At 69.7% G+C, this 16,387-nt stretch carries 17 protein-coding genes; 7 read left to right on the top strand and 10 right to left on the bottom strand.

All coding sequences use genetic code 11. The features are described 5' to 3' along the window. Positions 1-4 precede the first annotated feature (4 nt). Together G6N45_RS10865 and G6N45_RS10860 are read right to left on the bottom strand one after the other, a co-directional pair. Positions 5-1,399 (bottom strand): cystathionine beta-synthase, encoded by a 1,395-nt coding sequence (locus tag G6N45_RS10865; protein WP_163722202.1) that lies wholly within the window; start codon positions 1,397-1,399, stop codon positions 5-7. Positions 1,400-1,428: 29 nt separating this feature from the next. Beyond that, on the bottom strand, positions 1,429-2,499 hold the full coding sequence (locus G6N45_RS10860; protein WP_163722201.1) for an alpha/beta hydrolase: 1,071 nt from the start codon (positions 2,497-2,499) through the stop codon (positions 1,429-1,431). 192 nt (positions 2,500-2,691) lie between these two features. Here G6N45_RS10860 and G6N45_RS10855 point away from each other — a divergent pair, with 192 nt between their 5' ends. Both G6N45_RS10855 and G6N45_RS10850 read left to right on the top strand, forming a co-directional pair. Beyond that, positions 2,692-3,669 carry an SGNH/GDSL hydrolase family protein gene (locus G6N45_RS10855; RefSeq protein WP_163722200.1) on the top strand — a complete coding sequence of 326 codons (978 nt, stop codon included), beginning with the start codon at positions 2,692-2,694 and terminating at the stop codon, positions 3,667-3,669. Between the two features lie 39 nt (positions 3,670-3,708). Continuing rightward, the gene (locus G6N45_RS10850) at positions 3,709-4,926 is read left to right on the top strand and encodes an acetyl-CoA C-acetyltransferase (RefSeq protein ID WP_163722199.1); all 1,218 of its coding nucleotides are present in this window, start codon (positions 3,709-3,711) and stop codon (positions 4,924-4,926) included. 34 nt (positions 4,927-4,960) lie between these two features. Here G6N45_RS10850 and G6N45_RS10845 read toward each other — a convergent pair whose 3' ends face one another. Both G6N45_RS10845 and G6N45_RS10840 read right to left on the bottom strand, forming a co-directional pair. Next, positions 4,961-5,827, bottom strand: a complete 867-nt coding sequence (locus tag G6N45_RS10845) for a hypothetical protein (RefSeq protein ID WP_163722198.1) — start codon at positions 5,825-5,827, stop codon at positions 4,961-4,963. Positions 5,828-6,003: 176 nt separating this feature from the next. Next, complete coding sequence (locus tag G6N45_RS10840) at positions 6,004-6,858, bottom strand: Bax inhibitor-1/YccA family protein (protein WP_163722197.1); 855 nt, start codon at positions 6,856-6,858, stop codon at positions 6,004-6,006. A gap of 162 nt (positions 6,859-7,020) precedes the next feature. Between G6N45_RS10840 and G6N45_RS10835 the strand changes: the two genes are divergently transcribed. From G6N45_RS10835 to G6N45_RS10825, 3 genes are read left to right on the top strand one after another with little or no spacing between them, the layout of a single operon-like run. Beyond that, positions 7,021-8,070 (top strand): enoyl-CoA hydratase/isomerase family protein, encoded by a 1,050-nt coding sequence (locus G6N45_RS10835; protein ID WP_163722195.1) that lies wholly within the window; start codon positions 7,021-7,023, stop codon positions 8,068-8,070. Next, positions 8,067-8,849 carry an enoyl-CoA hydratase gene (locus G6N45_RS10830; RefSeq protein WP_163722193.1) on the top strand — a complete coding sequence of 261 codons (783 nt, stop codon included), beginning with the start codon at positions 8,067-8,069 and terminating at the stop codon, positions 8,847-8,849. Before G6N45_RS10835 ends, G6N45_RS10830 begins: the two co-directional genes overlap by 4 nt. Before the next feature lie 9 nt (positions 8,850-8,858). After that, entirely contained in the window at positions 8,859-10,559 is a 1,701-nt protein-coding gene (locus tag G6N45_RS10825) for an alpha/beta hydrolase (protein WP_407664317.1), read from the top strand. On the opposite strand, the gene G6N45_RS10820 is transcribed toward G6N45_RS10825, so the two are convergent. Together G6N45_RS10820 and G6N45_RS10815 are read right to left on the bottom strand one after the other, a co-directional pair. Beyond that, positions 10,556-10,927 carry a rhodanese-like domain-containing protein gene (locus G6N45_RS10820; protein WP_163722192.1) on the bottom strand — a complete coding sequence of 124 codons (372 nt, stop codon included), beginning with the start codon at positions 10,925-10,927 and terminating at the stop codon, positions 10,556-10,558. The genes G6N45_RS10825 and G6N45_RS10820 overlap by 4 nt on opposite strands. After that, entirely contained in the window at positions 10,928-11,440 is a 513-nt protein-coding gene (locus G6N45_RS10815; RefSeq protein ID WP_163722189.1) for a cysteine dioxygenase, read from the bottom strand. It abuts the gene before it with no gap. A 194-nt stretch (positions 11,441-11,634) separates the two neighbouring features. Between G6N45_RS10815 and lpqV the strand changes: the two genes are divergently transcribed. Further along, on the top strand, positions 11,635-12,075 hold the full coding sequence (gene lpqV / locus G6N45_RS10810; RefSeq protein WP_163722187.1) for a lipoprotein LpqV: 441 nt from the start codon (positions 11,635-11,637) through the stop codon (positions 12,073-12,075). Between the two features lie 4 nt (positions 12,076-12,079). On the opposite strand, the gene G6N45_RS10805 is transcribed toward lpqV, so the two are convergent. Beyond that, complete coding sequence (locus G6N45_RS10805; RefSeq protein ID WP_163722185.1) at positions 12,080-12,451, bottom strand: VOC family protein; 372 nt, start codon at positions 12,449-12,451, stop codon at positions 12,080-12,082. A 51-nt stretch (positions 12,452-12,502) separates the two neighbouring features. On the opposite strand from G6N45_RS10805, the gene G6N45_RS10800 reads away from it, so the two are divergent. After that, the gene (locus G6N45_RS10800; protein WP_163722183.1) at positions 12,503-13,480 is read left to right on the top strand and encodes a patatin-like phospholipase family protein; all 978 of its coding nucleotides are present in this window, start codon (positions 12,503-12,505) and stop codon (positions 13,478-13,480) included. On the opposite strand, the gene G6N45_RS10795 is transcribed toward G6N45_RS10800, so the two are convergent. Genes G6N45_RS10795 through G6N45_RS10785 form a run of 3 tightly spaced genes read right to left on the bottom strand, consistent with a single transcriptional unit; the run spans position 13,469 to position 16,330 of the window. Continuing rightward, entirely contained in the window at positions 13,469-14,371 is a 903-nt protein-coding gene (locus G6N45_RS10795; RefSeq protein ID WP_170312437.1) for a patatin-like phospholipase family protein, read from the bottom strand. The two genes, G6N45_RS10800 and G6N45_RS10795, sit on opposite strands and share 12 nt — an antisense overlap. 14 nt (positions 14,372-14,385) lie before the next feature. After that, positions 14,386-15,246 carry a class II glutamine amidotransferase gene (locus G6N45_RS10790; RefSeq protein ID WP_163722181.1) on the bottom strand — a complete coding sequence of 287 codons (861 nt, stop codon included), beginning with the start codon at positions 15,244-15,246 and terminating at the stop codon, positions 14,386-14,388. Between the two features lie 37 nt (positions 15,247-15,283). Further along, positions 15,284-16,330 carry an NAD(P)H-dependent amine dehydrogenase family protein gene (locus G6N45_RS10785; protein ID WP_163722179.1) on the bottom strand — a complete coding sequence of 349 codons (1,047 nt, stop codon included), beginning with the start codon at positions 16,328-16,330 and terminating at the stop codon, positions 15,284-15,286. Positions 16,331-16,387: the final 57 nt, after the last annotated feature.

The raw sequence follows: 16,387 nt of genomic DNA, 5'->3' as shown, positions 1-16,387 counted from the left end.
TCGCTCAGCGGCGCGCGCTGGTGTCCGACAGGTAACCGAGCAGATCATGGCGGGTCAGCACGCCCACCGGCTTGCCCTCCTCGACCACCATCACCGCGTCGCACTCCCGCAGCGTCTTCGCCGCGGTGCTGACCAGTTCGCCTGCGCCGATAAGCGGCAGCGCGGGGCTCATGTGCTGGGACACCGCGTCGGCGAGTTTCGCGCGTCCCTCGAAGACCGCGGAGAGCAACTCGCGTTCGGAGACGCTGCCGGCGACCTCACCCGCCATCACCGGCGGTTCGGCCCCGACGACCGGCATCTGCGACACCCCGTACTCGCGCAGGATGCCGATCGCGTCGCGCACGGTTTCCGACGGATGCGTGTGCACCAGGTCGGGCAGCGCGCCCGACTTGCCGCGCAGCACGTCACCGACCGTGGACTCCGCGACCGACCCGTCGAGCCGGCTGCGCAGGAAACCGTAGGACGACATCCAGCCGTCGTTGAAGATCTTGGACAGGTATCCGCGTCCGCCGTCTGGCAGCAGCACGACGACGAGCGCATCGGGCCCCTCCCGCTCGGCGACCTGGATCGCCGCGTACGCGGCCATTCCGCACGAGCCGCCGACCAGCAGGGCCTCTTCGCGGGCCAGCCGCCGGGTCATGTCGAACGAGTCGGCGTCGGAGACCGCGATGATCTCGTCGGGCACCGACGGGTCGTAGGCCGACGGCCAGAAATCCTCGCCGACCCCCTCCACGAGGTACGGGCGTCCGGTGCCGCCCGAGTACACCGAGCCTTCGGGGTCGACGCCGATGACCTTCACCCGGCCGCCGGAGACTTCCTTGAGGTAGCGGCCGGCGCCGGTGATCGTCCCGCCGGTGCCGACGCCCGCGACGAAGTGGGTGATCTTGCCGTCGGTGTCGGCCCAGATCTCCGGCCCGGTCGACTCGTAGTGGCTCTCCGGACCCATCGGGTTCGAGTACTGGTCGGGCTTCCAGGCGCCCTCGATCTCGGTGACCAGCCGGTTGGACACGCTGTAGTAGCTGTCCGGGTCGTCGGGCGCGACGGCGGTGGGGCAGACCACCACGTCGGCGCCGTACGCACGCAGCACGTTCTGCTTGTCCTCGCTGACCTTGTCCGGGCAGACGAAGATGCACCTGTAGCCGCGCTGCTGAGCCACCAGCGCCAGGCCCACCCCGGTGTTGCCCGACGTCGGTTCGACGATCGTGCCGCCCGGCTTGAGCTCACCGCTTGCCTCGGCGGCGTCGATCATCTTGACCGCGATGCGGTCCTTGGAACTGCCGCCGGGGTTGAGGTATTCGACTTTGGCGGCCACCGTGCCCGCCCCGTCGGGGACGACGGAGTTCAGCTGCACCAGAGGGGTGTTGCCGATGAGCTCACTGACGTGCCGGGCGATCCGCATGCGTCCATGGTCTCAGGCCCGGTGAACGACTACCAGGTGGCCTCTCGGATGTACTCGCCGATCTGCCGGATCGAGCGGCTTGCCTCCGGCACCGCAGGCGCACCGAGCTGGAAGACGTGCATCTGACCGGGCCAGATGCGGACCTCCACCGGGACGCCCGACGCGGCCAGCAGCCGGGCGGCCTTGCGCGCATCGCTGAGCAGGACCTCGGAGCCGGACACGTGGATCAGCGTGCGCGGCAGCCCGGGTTCGATGTGGTCGAGCGGCTCGAAGACCTCCTCGGGCTTGCCGTCGACCACCCGCTTCGCCGCCGCCTGCTCGATCAGCTCGACCAGGGCGTGGAAAGCCTTGGGCGGGAACATCGCATCGCTGCGGATGTTCGGATGGTCGGCCCGCGCCTCGTTGTCGATCTCGAACAGCGGGGACATCGTGACGATCGCCGCCGGCGTCTCGGCCCCGTAGCCCTCGACACCCTCGAACTGCAGGCGCTCGGCGAGGGAGAGGGCGAGATAGCCGCCCGCGGAATCGCCGGCGAGCACGATCTGGTCCGGCTCGTATCCGGTCTCGCGCAGCCACCGGTAGGCGTCGAAGCAGTCGTCGAGGGCGGTGCCCACGGAGTGCTTGGGGATCATCCGGTAGTTCACGACGAGCACCGGCGCATCGGCGTAGCGGGACAGCGCCGTCACCAACCGGCCGTGGGTGTTCACCCCGCACGTCAGGAACGCACCGCCGTGCATGTAGAGAATCACGCTGCGCTTGCCGTCGGCGGGCAGCACACCGGAGGCCCGGACCAGCTGGGCGGTGCAGTGCGGCAGGCCGATGGTCGCGCGCACGGTGCCGGGCACCGGGCGGATCACACGCGCCGCGAAGTCGACCAGGCCCCACGGCCACGGCAACTTGGGGGCGTAGCTGCCCACGGACAGGAAGGGCTTGATCGTCGCCATCGCCGCCAGGCCCATGAGTCGGCCCGCGATGCTCGGGCCGTCTTCGACCACCTCGACGGGCGCGCCGTCACTGACCGGGAAGCGGCGCGGTTTGTGCCCACGACCTGGCCTGACACCCAGGTGTGCAGAACTCGGGATCTTGCTCGGTGCCGTCATCGCCACCACTTCCTACGCCGTTGTAGCCCGGGATAAGCCAAGATACTCAGACAAGCTCGTTACTTAGCTTGGCATCTGTAACCATTATCACAATCGGTTAAACGTGATTGATACCGGAGTTGATACCGCACCGTGACCGCCGATTGTCTGTGCAACGCGCGTATCCGCAGAAATCGCACTTAAACTGGCGGCGTGGGCATCAGCCACCGCGCTCCTCGCGTCCGCGCGCCGCGTCGGTCGACGGTAGCCCTGGCGGCCGTGGCAACCCTGGCGTCGACGGGCTCGTTCTACGTCGGCGCCCGCAACCTGCTGACCGGGCAGGCCGACCAGGCCCGCCGCGTCATCCCCAAGTCCTGGGACGTCCCGCCGCGCGCCGACGGCGTCTACACCGCCGACGGCGGTCCCCCGCAACGCTGGCATCGCGGGGTCCCCTTCGACCTGCACCTGATGATCTTCGGCGACTCCACGGCCACCGGCTACGGCTGCGCTGGCGCCGACGAGGTACCCGGCGTCCTGCTGGCCCGCGGCCTGGCCGAGGAGTCGGGCAAACGCATCCGATTGAGCACGAAAGCCATCGTCGGGGCCACCTCCAAGGGCCTGTCCGGTCAGATCGACGCGATGTTCGTCGCAGGCCCCCCGCCGGACGCCGCGGTGATCATGATCGGAGCCAATGACATCACCGCCCCCAACGGCATCGGCCCGTCGGCCCGCCGGCTGGGCCGCGCGGTGCGGCGCCTTCGCGGCAGCGGCGCGGTCGTCGTCGTCGGCACCTGCCCGGACTTCGGGGTGATCAAGGCGATCCCGCAACCGCTGCGCTGGGTGACCCGCAGCCGCGGACTGCGGCTGGCGCGGGTACAGGCGGCCGCCGTGCGCGCGGCCGGCGGCGTGCCGGTGCCGTTCTCCGATCTGCTCGCGCCGCACTTCCAGAAGGCCCCGGAGGTGCTGTTCTCCTCCGACATGTTCCACCCGTCGGCTGCGGGTTACGCGCTGGCGGCCAAGCAACTGCTGCCGGCTCTGCGGGAGGCCCTGGGCGAAACCGCCGCCGGCGATCCGGCGCTGGAGCCGCGCTCGGCGGAGGGCGCGTCGCTGCTGTCGCGGGTCGGCAACCTCAGCCGGCTGTGGCGCCGCTCGACCGGGGTGCCCGCGCCGATCGTCGCGGCTGCGAGCTAGGTTCACAGCAGAGAACTCGCTGTCTACCGAGGAGTCGTCATGCCCGAAGCCGTCATCGTCGCCACCGCCCGCTCCCCGATCGGGCGGGCCAACAAGGGATCGCTGGTGTCGATGCGGCCCGACGACCTGGCCGCTCAGATGGTCAAGGCCGTGCTGGACAAGGTGCCGTCGCTGGATCCGCGCGACATCGACGACCTGATGATGGGTTGCGGCCAGCCCGGCGGCGAGGCCGGTTTCAACATCGGCCGGACCGTGGCGGTGCAGCTGGGCTACGACTTCCTGCCCGGGACGACGGTCAACCGGTACTGCTCGTCGTCGCTGCAGACCACGCGGATGGCGTTCCACGCGATCAAGGCAGGCGAGGGTGACGCGTTCATCTCCGCGGGCGTCGAGACGGTGTCGCGCTTCCTCAAGGGCACCTCCGATGGATGGCCGGATTCGAAGAACGAGATCTACGCCGACGCGATGGCGCGCACCGAGCAGGCGGCCGCCGGGGCCAGCGAATGGCACGACCCGCGCCAGGACGGCAACCTGCCCGACGTCTACATCGCGATGGGCCAGACCGCCGAGAACGTCGCCGCCTTCACCGGCATCAGCCGCGAGGATCAGGACCACTGGGGCGTGCGGTCTCAGAACCGCGCCGAGGAGGCCATCAAGAGCGGCTTCTTCGAGCGCGAGATCGCGCCCGTGACGCTGCCCGACGGCACCGTCGTCACCACCGATGACGGCCCGCGCGCCGGCACCACCTACGAGGCCGTCAGCCAGCTCAAGCCCGTCTTCCGCCCCAACGGCACGATCACCGCGGGCAACGCGTGTCCGCTCAACGACGGCGCGGCGGCCGTGGTCATCATGAGCGACACGAAGGCCAAGGAGCTGGGGCTGACGCCGCTGGCACGCATCGTGTCGACCGGGGTGTCGGGGCTGTCGCCGGAGATCATGGGCCTGGGCCCGATCGAGGCGGTCAGGAAGGCGCTGGCCAACGCGAAGATGTCGATCGGCGACATCGACCTCTACGAGATCAACGAGGCGTTCGCCGTCCAGGTGCTCGGCTCGGCGCGCGAGCTCGGGATGGACCTCGACAAGCTCAACGTCTCGGGCGGGGCGATCGCGCTGGGGCACCCGTTCGGCATGACGGGAGCCCGGATCACCGCCACGCTGCTGAACAACCTCGCCACGCACGACAAGACGTTCGGCATCGAGACGATGTGCGTCGGCGGCGGCCAGGGCATGGCGATGGTGGTGGAGCGCCTCTCCTGACTTCGCGCCGCTGGTGTGCGTCCAGATCGCGTTCTCAGCTGATTCTGCGATCTGAGCGCACACCAGAGGAGCGCGCACGCGCGACGCGGTCGAGGATCTCCGCTTCCCGCTGCCCGGCGACGACCCGCACCCGGTTCCAGCCGCGCTCGGCGATGAACTCCGCGCGGAGGATGTCCTCGGCGAACACCGCCCGCTCGCGGTGGTGGGCGCCGTCGTATTCGACGGCCACGCCGGCATCGTCCCAACCCATGTCGAGGTAATACCGCGCCCGCCCGAAGTCGTCGTAGACGGGGATCTGCGTGCGCGGTCTCGGATAGCCGGTGCGCACCAGCAGCAGGCGCAGCCACGTCTCACGCGGCGACTCGGCTCCCGGATCATGCCGGGCCAAGGCGTCGCGGAGCCGCTGCACACCCGGCGATCCCGCATGCCGGTCCGCCAGCTCCAGGACGGCGCGGGGATCGAACCGCCGCGCGTTGCCCAGCGCATCGAGCCGGCTGACGGCCTCGTCCCCGCGTGTCAAACGACCGACATCGAACGCCGTGCGAGTCACCGAGGTGACCGGCAGCCCACCGACACGTACCACCTCGTCGTCGTCGAGCCGGTCCCGGCGGGTCACGATCCCCGTAGGCGGGCGCGCGTTTCGCCACACCAGCTCCACCGCTTCGTCGGGGGGAGTCCACCGCGCACCGTGGAGCGCGGCCGCGGCGGCACCGGCTATGACGCCTTCGCGACCTGACCACAGCCACGCTCCTGTAGCGCGCTGCACCAGCGTCGGCGTCACGTCGTCGGGCACGTAGACGTTGGGGAACAGCGGCCGGTAGCGCGCCCGCAACTGGTGCTTTCGCACCCGTCCTGCTGCGAGTGCCTCGGTGCCGAGGAAGGGCCACGCCAGTGGTCTCATGCCACGACGGTCGCAGCGCTGTGGTCCGTAGTCCAGGGTGATATCCCGGGCTGGGGATGACGCCGTCGCTGGTGTGCACGAGACCGTGTTCCACCCCGAAGAAGCGATCTGAGCGCACACCAGCGCACGAAAAGAGGGGCGCCCACCGCAGTGAGCGCCCCTCTTTCGTGCCGAGACTAGTCGCTGTTGAAGTAGCTCAGCAGACGCAGGATCTCGATGTAGAGCCAGACCAGCGTGACGGTCAGGCCGAGTGCGATGCCCCAGGCCGCCTTCTCGGGCGCGCCGGCGCGGATCATCTGGTCGGCGGAGTCGAAGTCGAGCAGGAAGCTGAACGCCGCCAGGCCGATGCAGATCAGCGAGAAGATGATCGCCACGGGGCCGCCGCTGCGCAGGCCGAGACCCTCGCCGCCGCCGACACCGAACAGCGCGAGCACGAAGTTGCCGAGCATCAGGGCCAGCACACCGAAGAGGCCGGCGACGATGAAGCGGGTGAACTTCGGCGTGACGCGGATGGCGCCGGTCTTGTAGACGACGAGCATGCCCGCGAAGACGCCGAGGGTGCCGAGCACCGCCTGGCTGATCAGCGCGCCCGCGCTGACGCCGGACACCATCAGGTTCGCGACGACGAACGAGAACGCGCCGAGGAACAGACCCTCCAGCGCGGCGTAGGTCAGCACGACACCCGGGTTGTCCTGCTTGCGTCCGAACGTCGCGATCAGCACCACGACGAGGCCGCCGAGCGCGCCGACCAACGTGAACGGCATCGCCAGCGCCACGTTCTGCGCGACCAGGAAGTAGGAGACAACGGCGACCGCGGACAGCACGGCGAGCGTGATCCCGGTCTTGGTGACGACGTCATCGATCGTCAGCGGGCGCGAGACGCCGCGCTGCTGCTGATCGGGGTAGGCAGTGTAGGGATCGGCGTGTACCGCTTGCGCACCGTAGCCGGCGGCTCCGGTACCGAATTGCGCGTATCCGCCTTGCTGCCCCTTGGGCAGCGTGCGAAATACCGGGTTGCTGCTCTCGCGCACCGTCGGTTCCTTTCCTGATGTCGTGATTCGGCCTGTGCCGAACATTGGTTGAACGATCGGCGGGCCCGGACGGTTCCCGGTCACGCAGAACAGTTCCCAGGCTCTTCACAGGAAACCTTACCCGGGACCACGCGATCCAGGGTGACGATCTAGATTGCTCCCGTGGACGAAAACGAGGATGTCCTAGTAAGTGTGAGCAATGGCGTCGGCCACCTCACCCTCAACCGGCCCAAGGCGATCAACTCGCTGACCCATCCGATGGTCACCGCGATCTCGACGGCGCTCACCTCGTGGCAACACGACGACGACGTCCGCGCCGTCGTCGTGACGGGCGCGGGCGACCGGGGACTGTGCGCGGGCGGCGACATCGTCGCGATCTACCACTCGGCCAAGGCCGACGGCGCCGAGGCCCGCAGCTTCTGGCACGACGAGTACGTGCTCAACTCCTTCATCGGCCGGTACCCGAAGCCGTACGTCGCGATCATGAACGGCATCACGATGGGCGGCGGCGTCGGGATCAGCGCGCACGGCAGTGTCCGCGTGGTCACCGAGACGACCAAGATGGCGATGCCCGAGGTCGGCATCGGGCTCATTCCCGACGTGGGCGGCACCCTCATTCTGTCGCGCGCCCCCGGGGCCCTGGGCCTGCACGCCGCGCTGACCGGAGCGCCGTTCGGCGCCGCGGACGCCATCGTGTTGGGCTTCGCCGACCACTTCGTCCCCCATGACGACCTCGACGCCTTCATCGACGCCATCGGGGCGAACGGCGTCGACCGCGCGGTCGCCGCCTTCGCGCAGCAACCGCCGCCGAGCACGCTGCTCGCCCAGCGCGAGTGGATCGACGAGTGTTATGCCGGTGCGACCGTCGCCGACATCGTCGCCGCCCTGCGCCGCCACGGGTCGGAACCTGCCGGCGACGCCGCCGACCTCATCGCGTCCCGCTCCCCGCTGGCTCTGTCCGTCGCGCTGGAAGCCGTGCGCCGGGCCGCCTCGCTGGCCACACTGGAAGACGTGCTGCGCCAGGAGTTCCGAACCTCGTGCGCCGCGTTGCGTTCGCATGATCTGGTGGAGGGCATCCGGGCGCAGATCATCGACAAGGACCGCAATCCGCAGTGGTCGCCGGCGTCGTTCGACGCCGTGACCGCCGCGGACGTCGACGCGTACTTCGCCGCCGCCGACCCCGACCTGACCATCGACTGGGAGCAGCCATGACCGCAGAGAACTACGAGACCATCCTCGTCGCCCGCGACGGCCGGGTCGCCACCATCACATTGAACCGGCCCAAGGCGCTCAACGCGCTCAACAGCCAGGTGATGCACGAAGTCACCACCGCCGCAGCCGAACTCGACGCCGACCCGGGTGTCGGCGCGATCATCGTCACCGGCAACGAGAAGGCGTTCGCCGCCGGGGCGGACATCAAGGAGATGGCGAACCTGTCGTTCGCCGAGGTCTTCTCGTCCGACATCTTCGCCGCCTGGGGCAGGTTCGCGGCCACCCGCACCCCGACCATCGCGGCGGTGGCCGGGTATGCGCTGGGCGGCGGCTGCGAGCTGGCGATGATGTGCGACATCCTGATCGCCGCCGACAGCGCCAAGTTCGGCCAGCCCGAGATCAAGCTCGGCGTGCTGCCGGGGATGGGCGGCTCCCAGCGGTTGACGCGCGCGATCGGCAAGGCCAAGGCGATGGACCTGATCCTGACCGGCCGCAACATGGGCGCCGAAGAGGCCGAGCGTGCCGGGCTGGTGTCCCGCGTCGTCCCGGCCGACACCCTTCTCGAGGAGGCCCGTGCGGTCGCGCAGACGATCGCAGGCATGTCGCTGTCCGCGTCGCGGATGGCAAAGGAGGCCGTCAACCGCGCGTTCGAATCGACTCTGGCGGAGGGGTTGCTCTACGAGCGCCGGCTGTTCCACTCGGCGTTCGCCACCGACGACCAGACCGAGGGGATGGCCGCGTTCGCCGAGAAGCGTTCGCCGAACTTCACACACCGCTAAAGTGCCCCCGTGACCGACATCGACGACTCGCCGGCGCAGGCGGAGGCGGACACGCCGGCGCCGGGACCCCGCAAGGCGTGGTGGGTTCGGCGCTACACCTTCACGGGGACCGCTGTCGGTCTGGTCTTGCTGTGGTTGTCGATGACGCCGTCGCTGCTGCCACGCGGCCCGCTGTTCCAAGGGCTCGTCAGCGGCGGCGCGGGCGCGATCGGGTACGGCATCGGCGTGTTCGCGGTGTGGCTGGTCCGGTACATGGCGTCGAAGGACACCAGCCCGCCCGCACCGCGCTCGGCCTGGTGGGTGCTGCTGGCCGTCGGGGTCATCGGGCTGGTGCTGGCGATCGTCTGGTTCCACGAGTGGCAGGACAACGTCCGCGATCTGATGGGTGTGCCCCGGCTGACGCTGGGCGACTATCCGCTGGCCGCCGCCATCTCGGTCGTCACGCTGTTCGTGTTCGTCGAGATCGGGCAGTTGATCGGCCGGCTGGTGCGCTACCTCGTCCGTCAGCTCAATCGCGTTGCGCCACCCCGGGTTTCGGCGGTGATCGTGGTGACGTTGTTGCTCGCGCTGACGATCGCGCTGCTCAACGGCGTGGTGGTGCGGTTCGCGATGAGCACGATCAACAAGACGTTCGCCGCGGTCAACGACGAGACCGACCCCGACAACGCGGCGCCTGACACGGTCCTGCGCTCGGGTGGCCCCGAATCGCTGGTGAGCTGGGAATCGCTGGGCCACCAGGGCCGCATCTTCATCTCCGGCGGCCCGTCGGTGGCCGAGCTCAGCGCGTTCGACGGCCGTCCGGCCACCGAACCGATCCGTGCCTACGCCGGCCTGAACTCCGCGGACGGAATCAAGGCCACCGCCGAGCTGGCGGCGCTCGAGTTGCAGCGCACCGGCGGGCTGGACCGCGCCGTGGTGGCGGTCGCGACGACCACCGGGACCGGGTGGATCAACGAGGCGGAGGCCTCGGCGCTGGAGTACATGTACAACGGCGACACCGCGATCGTGTCGATGCAGTACTCCTTTCTGCCGAGTTGGTTGTCGTTCCTGGTCGACAAGGAGAACGCCCGGCAGGCGGGACAGGCACTGTTCGAGGCGGTCGACGAGCTGATCCGGGAGATGCCCGAAGCCCGGCGGCCCAAGCTGGTGGTCTTCGGGGAGAGCCTCGGTTCCTTCGGTGGCGAGGCGCCGTTCCTGGCGTTGAACAACCTGATCGCCCGCACCGACGGCGCGCTGTTCAGCGGTCCGACGTTCAACAACACGATCTGGGCCGACCTGACCCACAACCGCGACCCCGGCTCGCCGGAGTGGCTGCCCGTCTACGACAAGGGTGCCAACGTCCGCTTCGTCGCCGAGGCGCGCGATCTGCAACGTCCGCACGATCCGTGGGAACAGCCCCGCGCGGTCTACCTGCAGCACGCCTCGGATCCGATCGCGTGGTGGAACCCGGATCTGCTGTTCGCCCAACCTGATTGGTTACGGGAACCCCGGGGCTACGACGTGTCGCCCGACATGGAGTGGATACCGGTCGTCACGTTCCTGCAGGTGTCCGCCGACATGGCCGTCGCGGTCAACGTGCCCGACGGACACGGCCATGTGTACGTGCGCAACGTGGCCGACGCGTGGGCGTCGATCCTGTTGCCGCCGGGGTGGTCTCAGGAGAAGACGGAGCGGTTGCGTTCGCTGTTGCGGTCGGACGAGAACAGCTAGTAGACCAGCACGCCCTTGAGCGCGTGGTAGCCGCCGATGACGTCGGTGGCGCGGTGCAGCCCGATCTCCTGCAGCGCCGCCGCCGCAAGGCTGGAGGTGTAGCCCTCCGAGCACAGCACCACCCACTCCACGTCGTCGTCGACGGCCTGCGGCAGCCGGGCGTCGCTGGTGGGGTCGAGGCGCCACTCCAGCACGTTGCGCTCCACGATCAGTGCCGTCGGCATCTCTCCTTCGCGGGCGCGCTGTGCGGCGGGCCGGATGTCGACGAGGATCGCGCCGCGGCGCAGCGCGGCCGGCACCTCGTCGGCGGACAACCGCTTGATCTTCGTGCGTGCATTCTCCAGAACCACGTCGATGCGGCTGCCCATCTATTTTCCCTCCGGCTGATCGGTCAATTCGGTCCGCATGCGGCGCAACGTGTTCCGCTCGGAGACCTCGTAGTAGGACATCGCGGTCAACGGCGGGGAGTAGGCGTGCACGCTCAGGGTGGGGCTGGGCCGGGCGACGCTGATGGTGTCGCGCGCCCAGACCACGTCGTGCACCCAGCCGAGCGGGAACGCGGCCTGGTCCCCCGCCGCCAACCTGCGGTGCCGCAGCTGCTCACCGTCCCATCGGGTCTCCTGCAGCGCACCCGACACCACGGTCAGCGCGCCGAGGGAGCCGCCGTGGTCGTGCAGTTCGGTCGAACGGTCGGGCACCCAGCTGATCAGCCACACGTCCAGCTCGTCATCGCCGTGCAGCCGGGTGAACCAGCGTTCGGCGGCGGGGGTTCCGCCGGCCGGCAGCACACGGTCGTACCGCCCGCCCAGAACGTCGGCGGCGTAGCGGTCGGTGGCGTGCAGCAGGTCGGCAGGGCGCAGCCGGGTAGGCGCGAGAACCATGGGGATACTCCAGAAGAAGATGAACGGGTGGGAGGGGTCGGCGTCAGGCCGGACAACACTCCAACGACATCTCGTTCATCACGGGGCCAGTGTTCCACAGAGTTTCGCCGTCCCGCCAGGCTCGGCGGATAACCTCACGGTGAATCTGAATACCCGCAGTTCGGTGCCCGCCACCGGTTGCCTACATTGGCGGCATGCCCAGTCCTGTTGTCCGGGTCGCCGCTGTCGTCGTCGCGGGTGCGCTGGCCTCGGCGGGATGCTCCTCGGCTCCCGAGCCCGCTGCTCCGTCGTCGTCCCCGTCCGAGGCCTCGACGTCGTCGGCATCGCCGACGAGTTCGACCTCGCTGGCGCCCGACGCGATCGCCGTGTCCCCAGGCGGGGTCACCACCAAGGTGGGCGCCCCCGCCGAGTCCACCGAGGACGACTACTTCCAGGCCTGCCGCGCCGCGCGGACGTGGATGGACCAGCAGGGCGGTGACCCGAAGACGCAGATCGAGCCGTACCTGAAGACGCTGCAGAGCGCACCGACGGTGGGACCCGGCGACTTCGACAAGAGGTGGTCGGAGTTGTCGGCCGGACAGCAGTCCGCGGTGATCGTCGCGGTCGAGGCCGCCGCCGACGCGCTGTGCGGGTAGCGCGTCAGGTGTCGACGCCCCACACCAGGCAGAACGGGTGACCCGCGGGATCACGGAACACGCGGAAGTGGTCCTCCCCCTCGGCGTCGGTGACGCGCGTGCCGCCCAGGCGGAGAACCTCACGCTCGGCAGCGTCGACGTCGTCGTCGATCACGACGTCGAGGTGGAACTGCTGGGAGGCGTGGGCGTCGGGGAACCGGGGCGGTTGGTGCTCGGGTGAGAGCTGGAAGGCCAGCCGACGCCCCGACGGGTCGGTGACGACGACCCAGTCCGGCTCCTCCTCGGTGACGGCGCCACCCAGCACCTCGGCCCAGAATCCCGCCAGCCCCTGCGGGTCGGGACAGTCGACGACGACAGAACGCAGTTGTCCGATCATGGTTGACAGGGTTGCCCGTACACGCCGGATCTCACGCGCGAGAATGGGCGGATGCGGGTCGCATTGGCTCTGGGCAGTGGGGGCGCACGAGGTTATGCCCACATCGGCGTGATCAACGAGCTCCACGAGCGCGGCCACGAGATCGTCGGCATCGCCGGCTCGTCGATGGGTGCTCTGGTAGGGGGCCTGGAGGCGGCGGGCAAGCTCGACGAGTACACGTCCTGGGCGGGCTCGCTGACCCAGCGCGCGGTTCTTCGCCTGCTCGACCCGTCGATCACGTCGGCCGGGGTGCTGCGGGCGGAGAAGATCCTCGACGCCGTCCGGGAGATCCTCGGCGAGGCCACCATCGAGGCGCTGCCGATCCCGTACACGTCGGTGGCCACCGATCTGATCACGGGTAAGTCGGTCTGGATGCAGCGAGGCCCGGTCGACGACGCGATCCGGGCCTCGATCGCGATCCCCGGTGTGATCACGCCGCATGTGCTCGACGGGCGGCTGCTCGCCGACGGCGGCATCCTCGACCCGCTGCCGATGGCGCCGATCGCGGCGGTCGCCGCCGACGTCACGATCGCGGTCAGCCTGTCCGGGGAGGATCCGGAAACGCACCGCCGCGAGCACGAGTCCCGGCAGCCCACCGGGGACTGGCTGAACCGGATGTGGCGCAGTTCGTCGTCACTGCTCGACACCAAGGCGGCCCGCTCGCTGCTGGACACCCCGACGGGGCGGGCGGTGCTGGGCCGGTTCGCGGTGGGCGACGACGAGCCCGTCACCGAACCGGCCGGCCACCTCGTGCCCAAGCTGGGTGCGTTCGAGGTGATGAACCGCGTCATCGACATCGCACAGGCGGCGCTGGCACGCCATACGCTGGCGGCCTATCCGCCCGATCTGCTCATCGAGGTGCCGCGCACGGTGTGCCGGAGCCTGGACTTCCACCGCGCCACTGAGGTGATCGACATCGGCCAGGAACTCGCCAGCGTCGCACTCGACACCCTGGAGGCCAGGGTGCCCGAATCCGGTTCAGACGCCTAGGAAATCGGCGACCCGGCGGGCTTCGCGACGGCCCTGCGCGCGGCCGGCGTGCGCCGACGGTGCTCGGCAGGCCGGGTCCAGCGGGTTGGGGCCGAACGCCGCGAGCGCCTCGGCGTCGGCGAACACCGCCAGCGTCGTTCCGGGGAACGCGTCGATCTCCTCGATCGTGGCGCTTCCCCACGGCGACGGGGTGTCCGCGCCGGACGGGACGAGGGCGACCGCGACGTCGCAGTCGGTGACCGCGGACATGTTCACGGTGCTGCGCACGCCGCCGTCCATGTAGCTCCGGTCGCCGATGGTGACCGGCGGCCACGCCCCGGGCACCGCGCAACTGGCGGCCACCGCGTCGACCAGCCCCACTCCCGATGTGCGGTCGAACACCACGAGTTCGCCGGTGGCGATGTCGATTCCGGTGATGCGCAGGTCGCGCGCCGGCCAGTCGTGGGACGGCAGCCGATGCTCGATCACCGCGCGCCGGACCGGCTCTGCGACGGTGTCGGTGGCCGCTGCCACCGCGCCGATCTGCTGCAGCTTCTGTTCCCGGGTGGCGCCGGGGGTGAGCATCGCCGCGAGGAACAACTCCGAGATGGCATCGACCGACACCCCGGGGTGGATCTCAGCCGCCCCCGCCTCATCGGAGAGCTGCCGGGCGAACAACTCCTCGATCGGCGTACCGCTGCCCAGTTGCGCGGCGACCGTCGACCCGGCCGAGGTGCCCAGCACCACATCGGAGTCGAGCAGCGCGTGCGCCGCAGCCGGCTCGACGTCGGCGATACCCGTCAACATTCCTGTCTCCCAAGCGATCCCCGCCAATCCACCGCCGGCGAGCACGAGGGCGCGCTTGGTGCCCGTCACGTCGCGAGGCGGCGTCGGCACCTCCACGTCTGTCATCGTGATCCCTTCCCTCAGCCGGAACGCTGGCTTGCCGCCGCGACCGGAGTCAAGTCCGCCGCCGTCAGGCTGTGTGTCGGTGCTGCCACCGCCCCGGTGGCGCAGGTGATGTCGAGGCCGGGTCCGACGTGCACGAGTTCGCCGTCGCCCAGCGGTCGCCAGGCCGGGTCGTCGTCCATCCGTTCGGTGGCGAACACCACCGACGGGGCGTCGTCGAGCTGCGCGGCCCGGCTGTGAATCCTCCTGCTGCGCAACTCGAACGGCGCATGCCGCGCGGGCCGGCGACGGTCCAGCAGGAACAGGTCGTGGGTGTCGGGATAGCGCAGCGCCCACATGTCGGTGGCGGTGCACAGCAGGATGTTCAGTGCGTAGATGCCCGCGTGGGCGGCGAGCCAGTTCACGGCATCGAGCAGGCCGGCACCGACGTCACCGCCGTGACGCTGCACCGAGGCCGTGATGAGCGCGAATACGCGTTCCGAATCCGTTTGACCGACAACAAGATTCGCGACCTGCAACTCGGCCAACCGGGCGTCGAGCACATCGAGGTCGTCGACCACGCCGTTGTGGGCGAACAGCCGGCCGTCCTGAAGGAAGGGGTGGGTGTTCGCCGCGTCGGGGGAACCGGTGGACGCGTAACGCACATGGGCGAGAACCGTCGACGCGGTCACCTCGCGGGCCTCCCGGGCGAATTCTGCGTCCTCCCAGGCCGCCAGGGGCTGCTTGTCGACCACCGGGCGGCCCGCCGCGTCGAAGTATCCGAGGCCGGTGCCGTCGGGGTTGCGCCGGCTCTGTTCGGCCAGGCTGTCGGGTGCGTCGAGCAACCAGAACGTCGCCGGCACTGCGGTGCCGGCGTGCAGCCCGAACAGTCGGCACATCAGCACACGGCTCCGGGCATATCGCGATGCTAGTCACCTACAGCCCGGGTGCCGCCCTGCCGCTGATCAGCGGGAGGTCCAGGTAGGTCGCGATGCCCGGCGGCGCGGCGCACACCGCGGGCACCGAGTTCACACAGTGTGCGGCCGTGCCGACCACGCCGTACTCCGGGCCTTCGCCACCGACCTCGGACTGGAAGCCCTTCACCGAGACGGTGAAGTCGGGGTTACCGCGCACCTCCATCTCGTAGCGCTGCCCGGCCGGGCCGAACGACCACGCCGGGTCGAGGTGCTCCTCCCCCATCAGCCAGTTCACCGTCACCCGCGCCACCGGCTCCCCCTCGACCAGCGCCTCCCAGTGGAATTTGCGTCCGGCGACCTGCCCCGGCTCGATCGGCCCCATCGGGGAGTCGATGGTCGCGGTGGCCACCGCGATCTCCTGGGTGGCCCGCACCTTGGGATCGGAATGAAAGCCGAGTTGGTCCACGCACATCCGGACGGCCTGAATGAACCCGGCGTCGAGCATCTTCTGCATCGGGCCGGTCAGCGCCTTGTCCGGGGTCTCACCGAATCCCATCACGTGGCGGAGCACGTCCGGCGCCTCGTAGGTGCGCAGATCGGAGAACTCCTCTGCGCGGACGAACGTCACGCCCGTCGACATGGCCGAGAGCATCAGCGGGAACTTCTCGCTGATGCCGCCCGGCGCGATGCCGGTGCCGTGCAGGGTCGCATTGCCCGCCAGTGCCGCCTCCCGCAGCGGGGCGCCGCTGCGCTCACTGGGATACAGCCACCCGACCGGGGTGACGACGTTCTTGCCGGACCGCAGCAGCGCGATGACCTCTTCGGGATTCGCGATCAGCGGGGAGTAGATCACCGCGTCGGCGTCGGTGGCCAGGATCTCGTCGATGCTGTCGGTGGCGGTGACACCGAGAGGTGCGGTGCCGATCAGGTGGCCGACGTCGCGGCCGGCCTTGGCCGCCGAATGCACCCAGCACCCGGCGAGTTCGAGCTCGGGATGCTCGAGCACGCCCTTGATCGCGGCGACCCCGACGCCGCCGGTCGCCCACTGCACGACGCGCAGCGCCATGTCGCCTCCTCGCAAACGCTGGATCGAAACTAGAACGTGTTCTACCTTCAGGTGTAC

Origin of the sequence: Mycolicibacterium psychrotolerans (assembly GCF_010729305.1) — a bacterium.
Classification (GTDB): domain Bacteria; phylum Actinomycetota; class Actinomycetes; order Mycobacteriales; family Mycobacteriaceae; genus Mycobacterium; species Mycobacterium psychrotolerans.
The sequence above is the reverse complement of the archived record's forward strand: the minus strand, read 5'-3'. Positions and strand labels throughout refer to the sequence as shown.

Bases quoted from the DNA above. Each gene is read 5' to 3' on its own strand.
- G6N45_RS10865 (WP_163722202.1), bottom strand. From the start codon at position 1,399: ATGCGGATCGCCCGGCACGTCAGTGAGCTCATCGGCAACACCCCTCTG.
- G6N45_RS10860 (WP_163722201.1), bottom strand. From the start codon at position 2,499: ATGACGGCACCGAGCAAGATCCCGAGTTCTGCACACCTGGGTGTCAGG.
- G6N45_RS10850 (WP_163722199.1), top strand. From the start codon at position 3,709: ATGCCCGAAGCCGTCATCGTCGCCACCGCCCGCTCCCCGATCGGGCGG.
- G6N45_RS10845 (WP_163722198.1), bottom strand. From the start codon at position 5,827: ATGAGACCACTGGCGTGGCCCTTCCTCGGCACCGAGGCACTCGCAGCA.
- G6N45_RS10830 (WP_163722193.1), top strand. From the start codon at position 8,067: ATGACCGCAGAGAACTACGAGACCATCCTCGTCGCCCGCGACGGCCGG.
- G6N45_RS10820 (WP_163722192.1), bottom strand. From the start codon at position 10,927: ATGGGCAGCCGCATCGACGTGGTTCTGGAGAATGCACGCACGAAGATC.
- G6N45_RS10815 (WP_163722189.1), bottom strand. From the start codon at position 11,440: ATGGTTCTCGCGCCTACCCGGCTGCGCCCTGCCGACCTGCTGCACGCC.
- lpqV (WP_163722187.1), top strand. From the start codon at position 11,635: ATGCCCAGTCCTGTTGTCCGGGTCGCCGCTGTCGTCGTCGCGGGTGCG.
- G6N45_RS10805 (WP_163722185.1), bottom strand. From the start codon at position 12,451: ATGATCGGACAACTGCGTTCTGTCGTCGTCGACTGTCCCGACCCGCAG.
- G6N45_RS10800 (WP_163722183.1), top strand. From the start codon at position 12,503: ATGCGGGTCGCATTGGCTCTGGGCAGTGGGGGCGCACGAGGTTATGCC.
- G6N45_RS10795 (WP_170312437.1), bottom strand. From the start codon at position 14,371: ATGACAGACGTGGAGGTGCCGACGCCGCCTCGCGACGTGACGGGCACC.
- G6N45_RS10790 (WP_163722181.1), bottom strand. From the start codon at position 15,246: ATGTGCCGACTGTTCGGGCTGCACGCCGGCACCGCAGTGCCGGCGACG.
- G6N45_RS10785 (WP_163722179.1), bottom strand. From the start codon at position 16,330: ATGGCGCTGCGCGTCGTGCAGTGGGCGACCGGCGGCGTCGGGGTCGCC.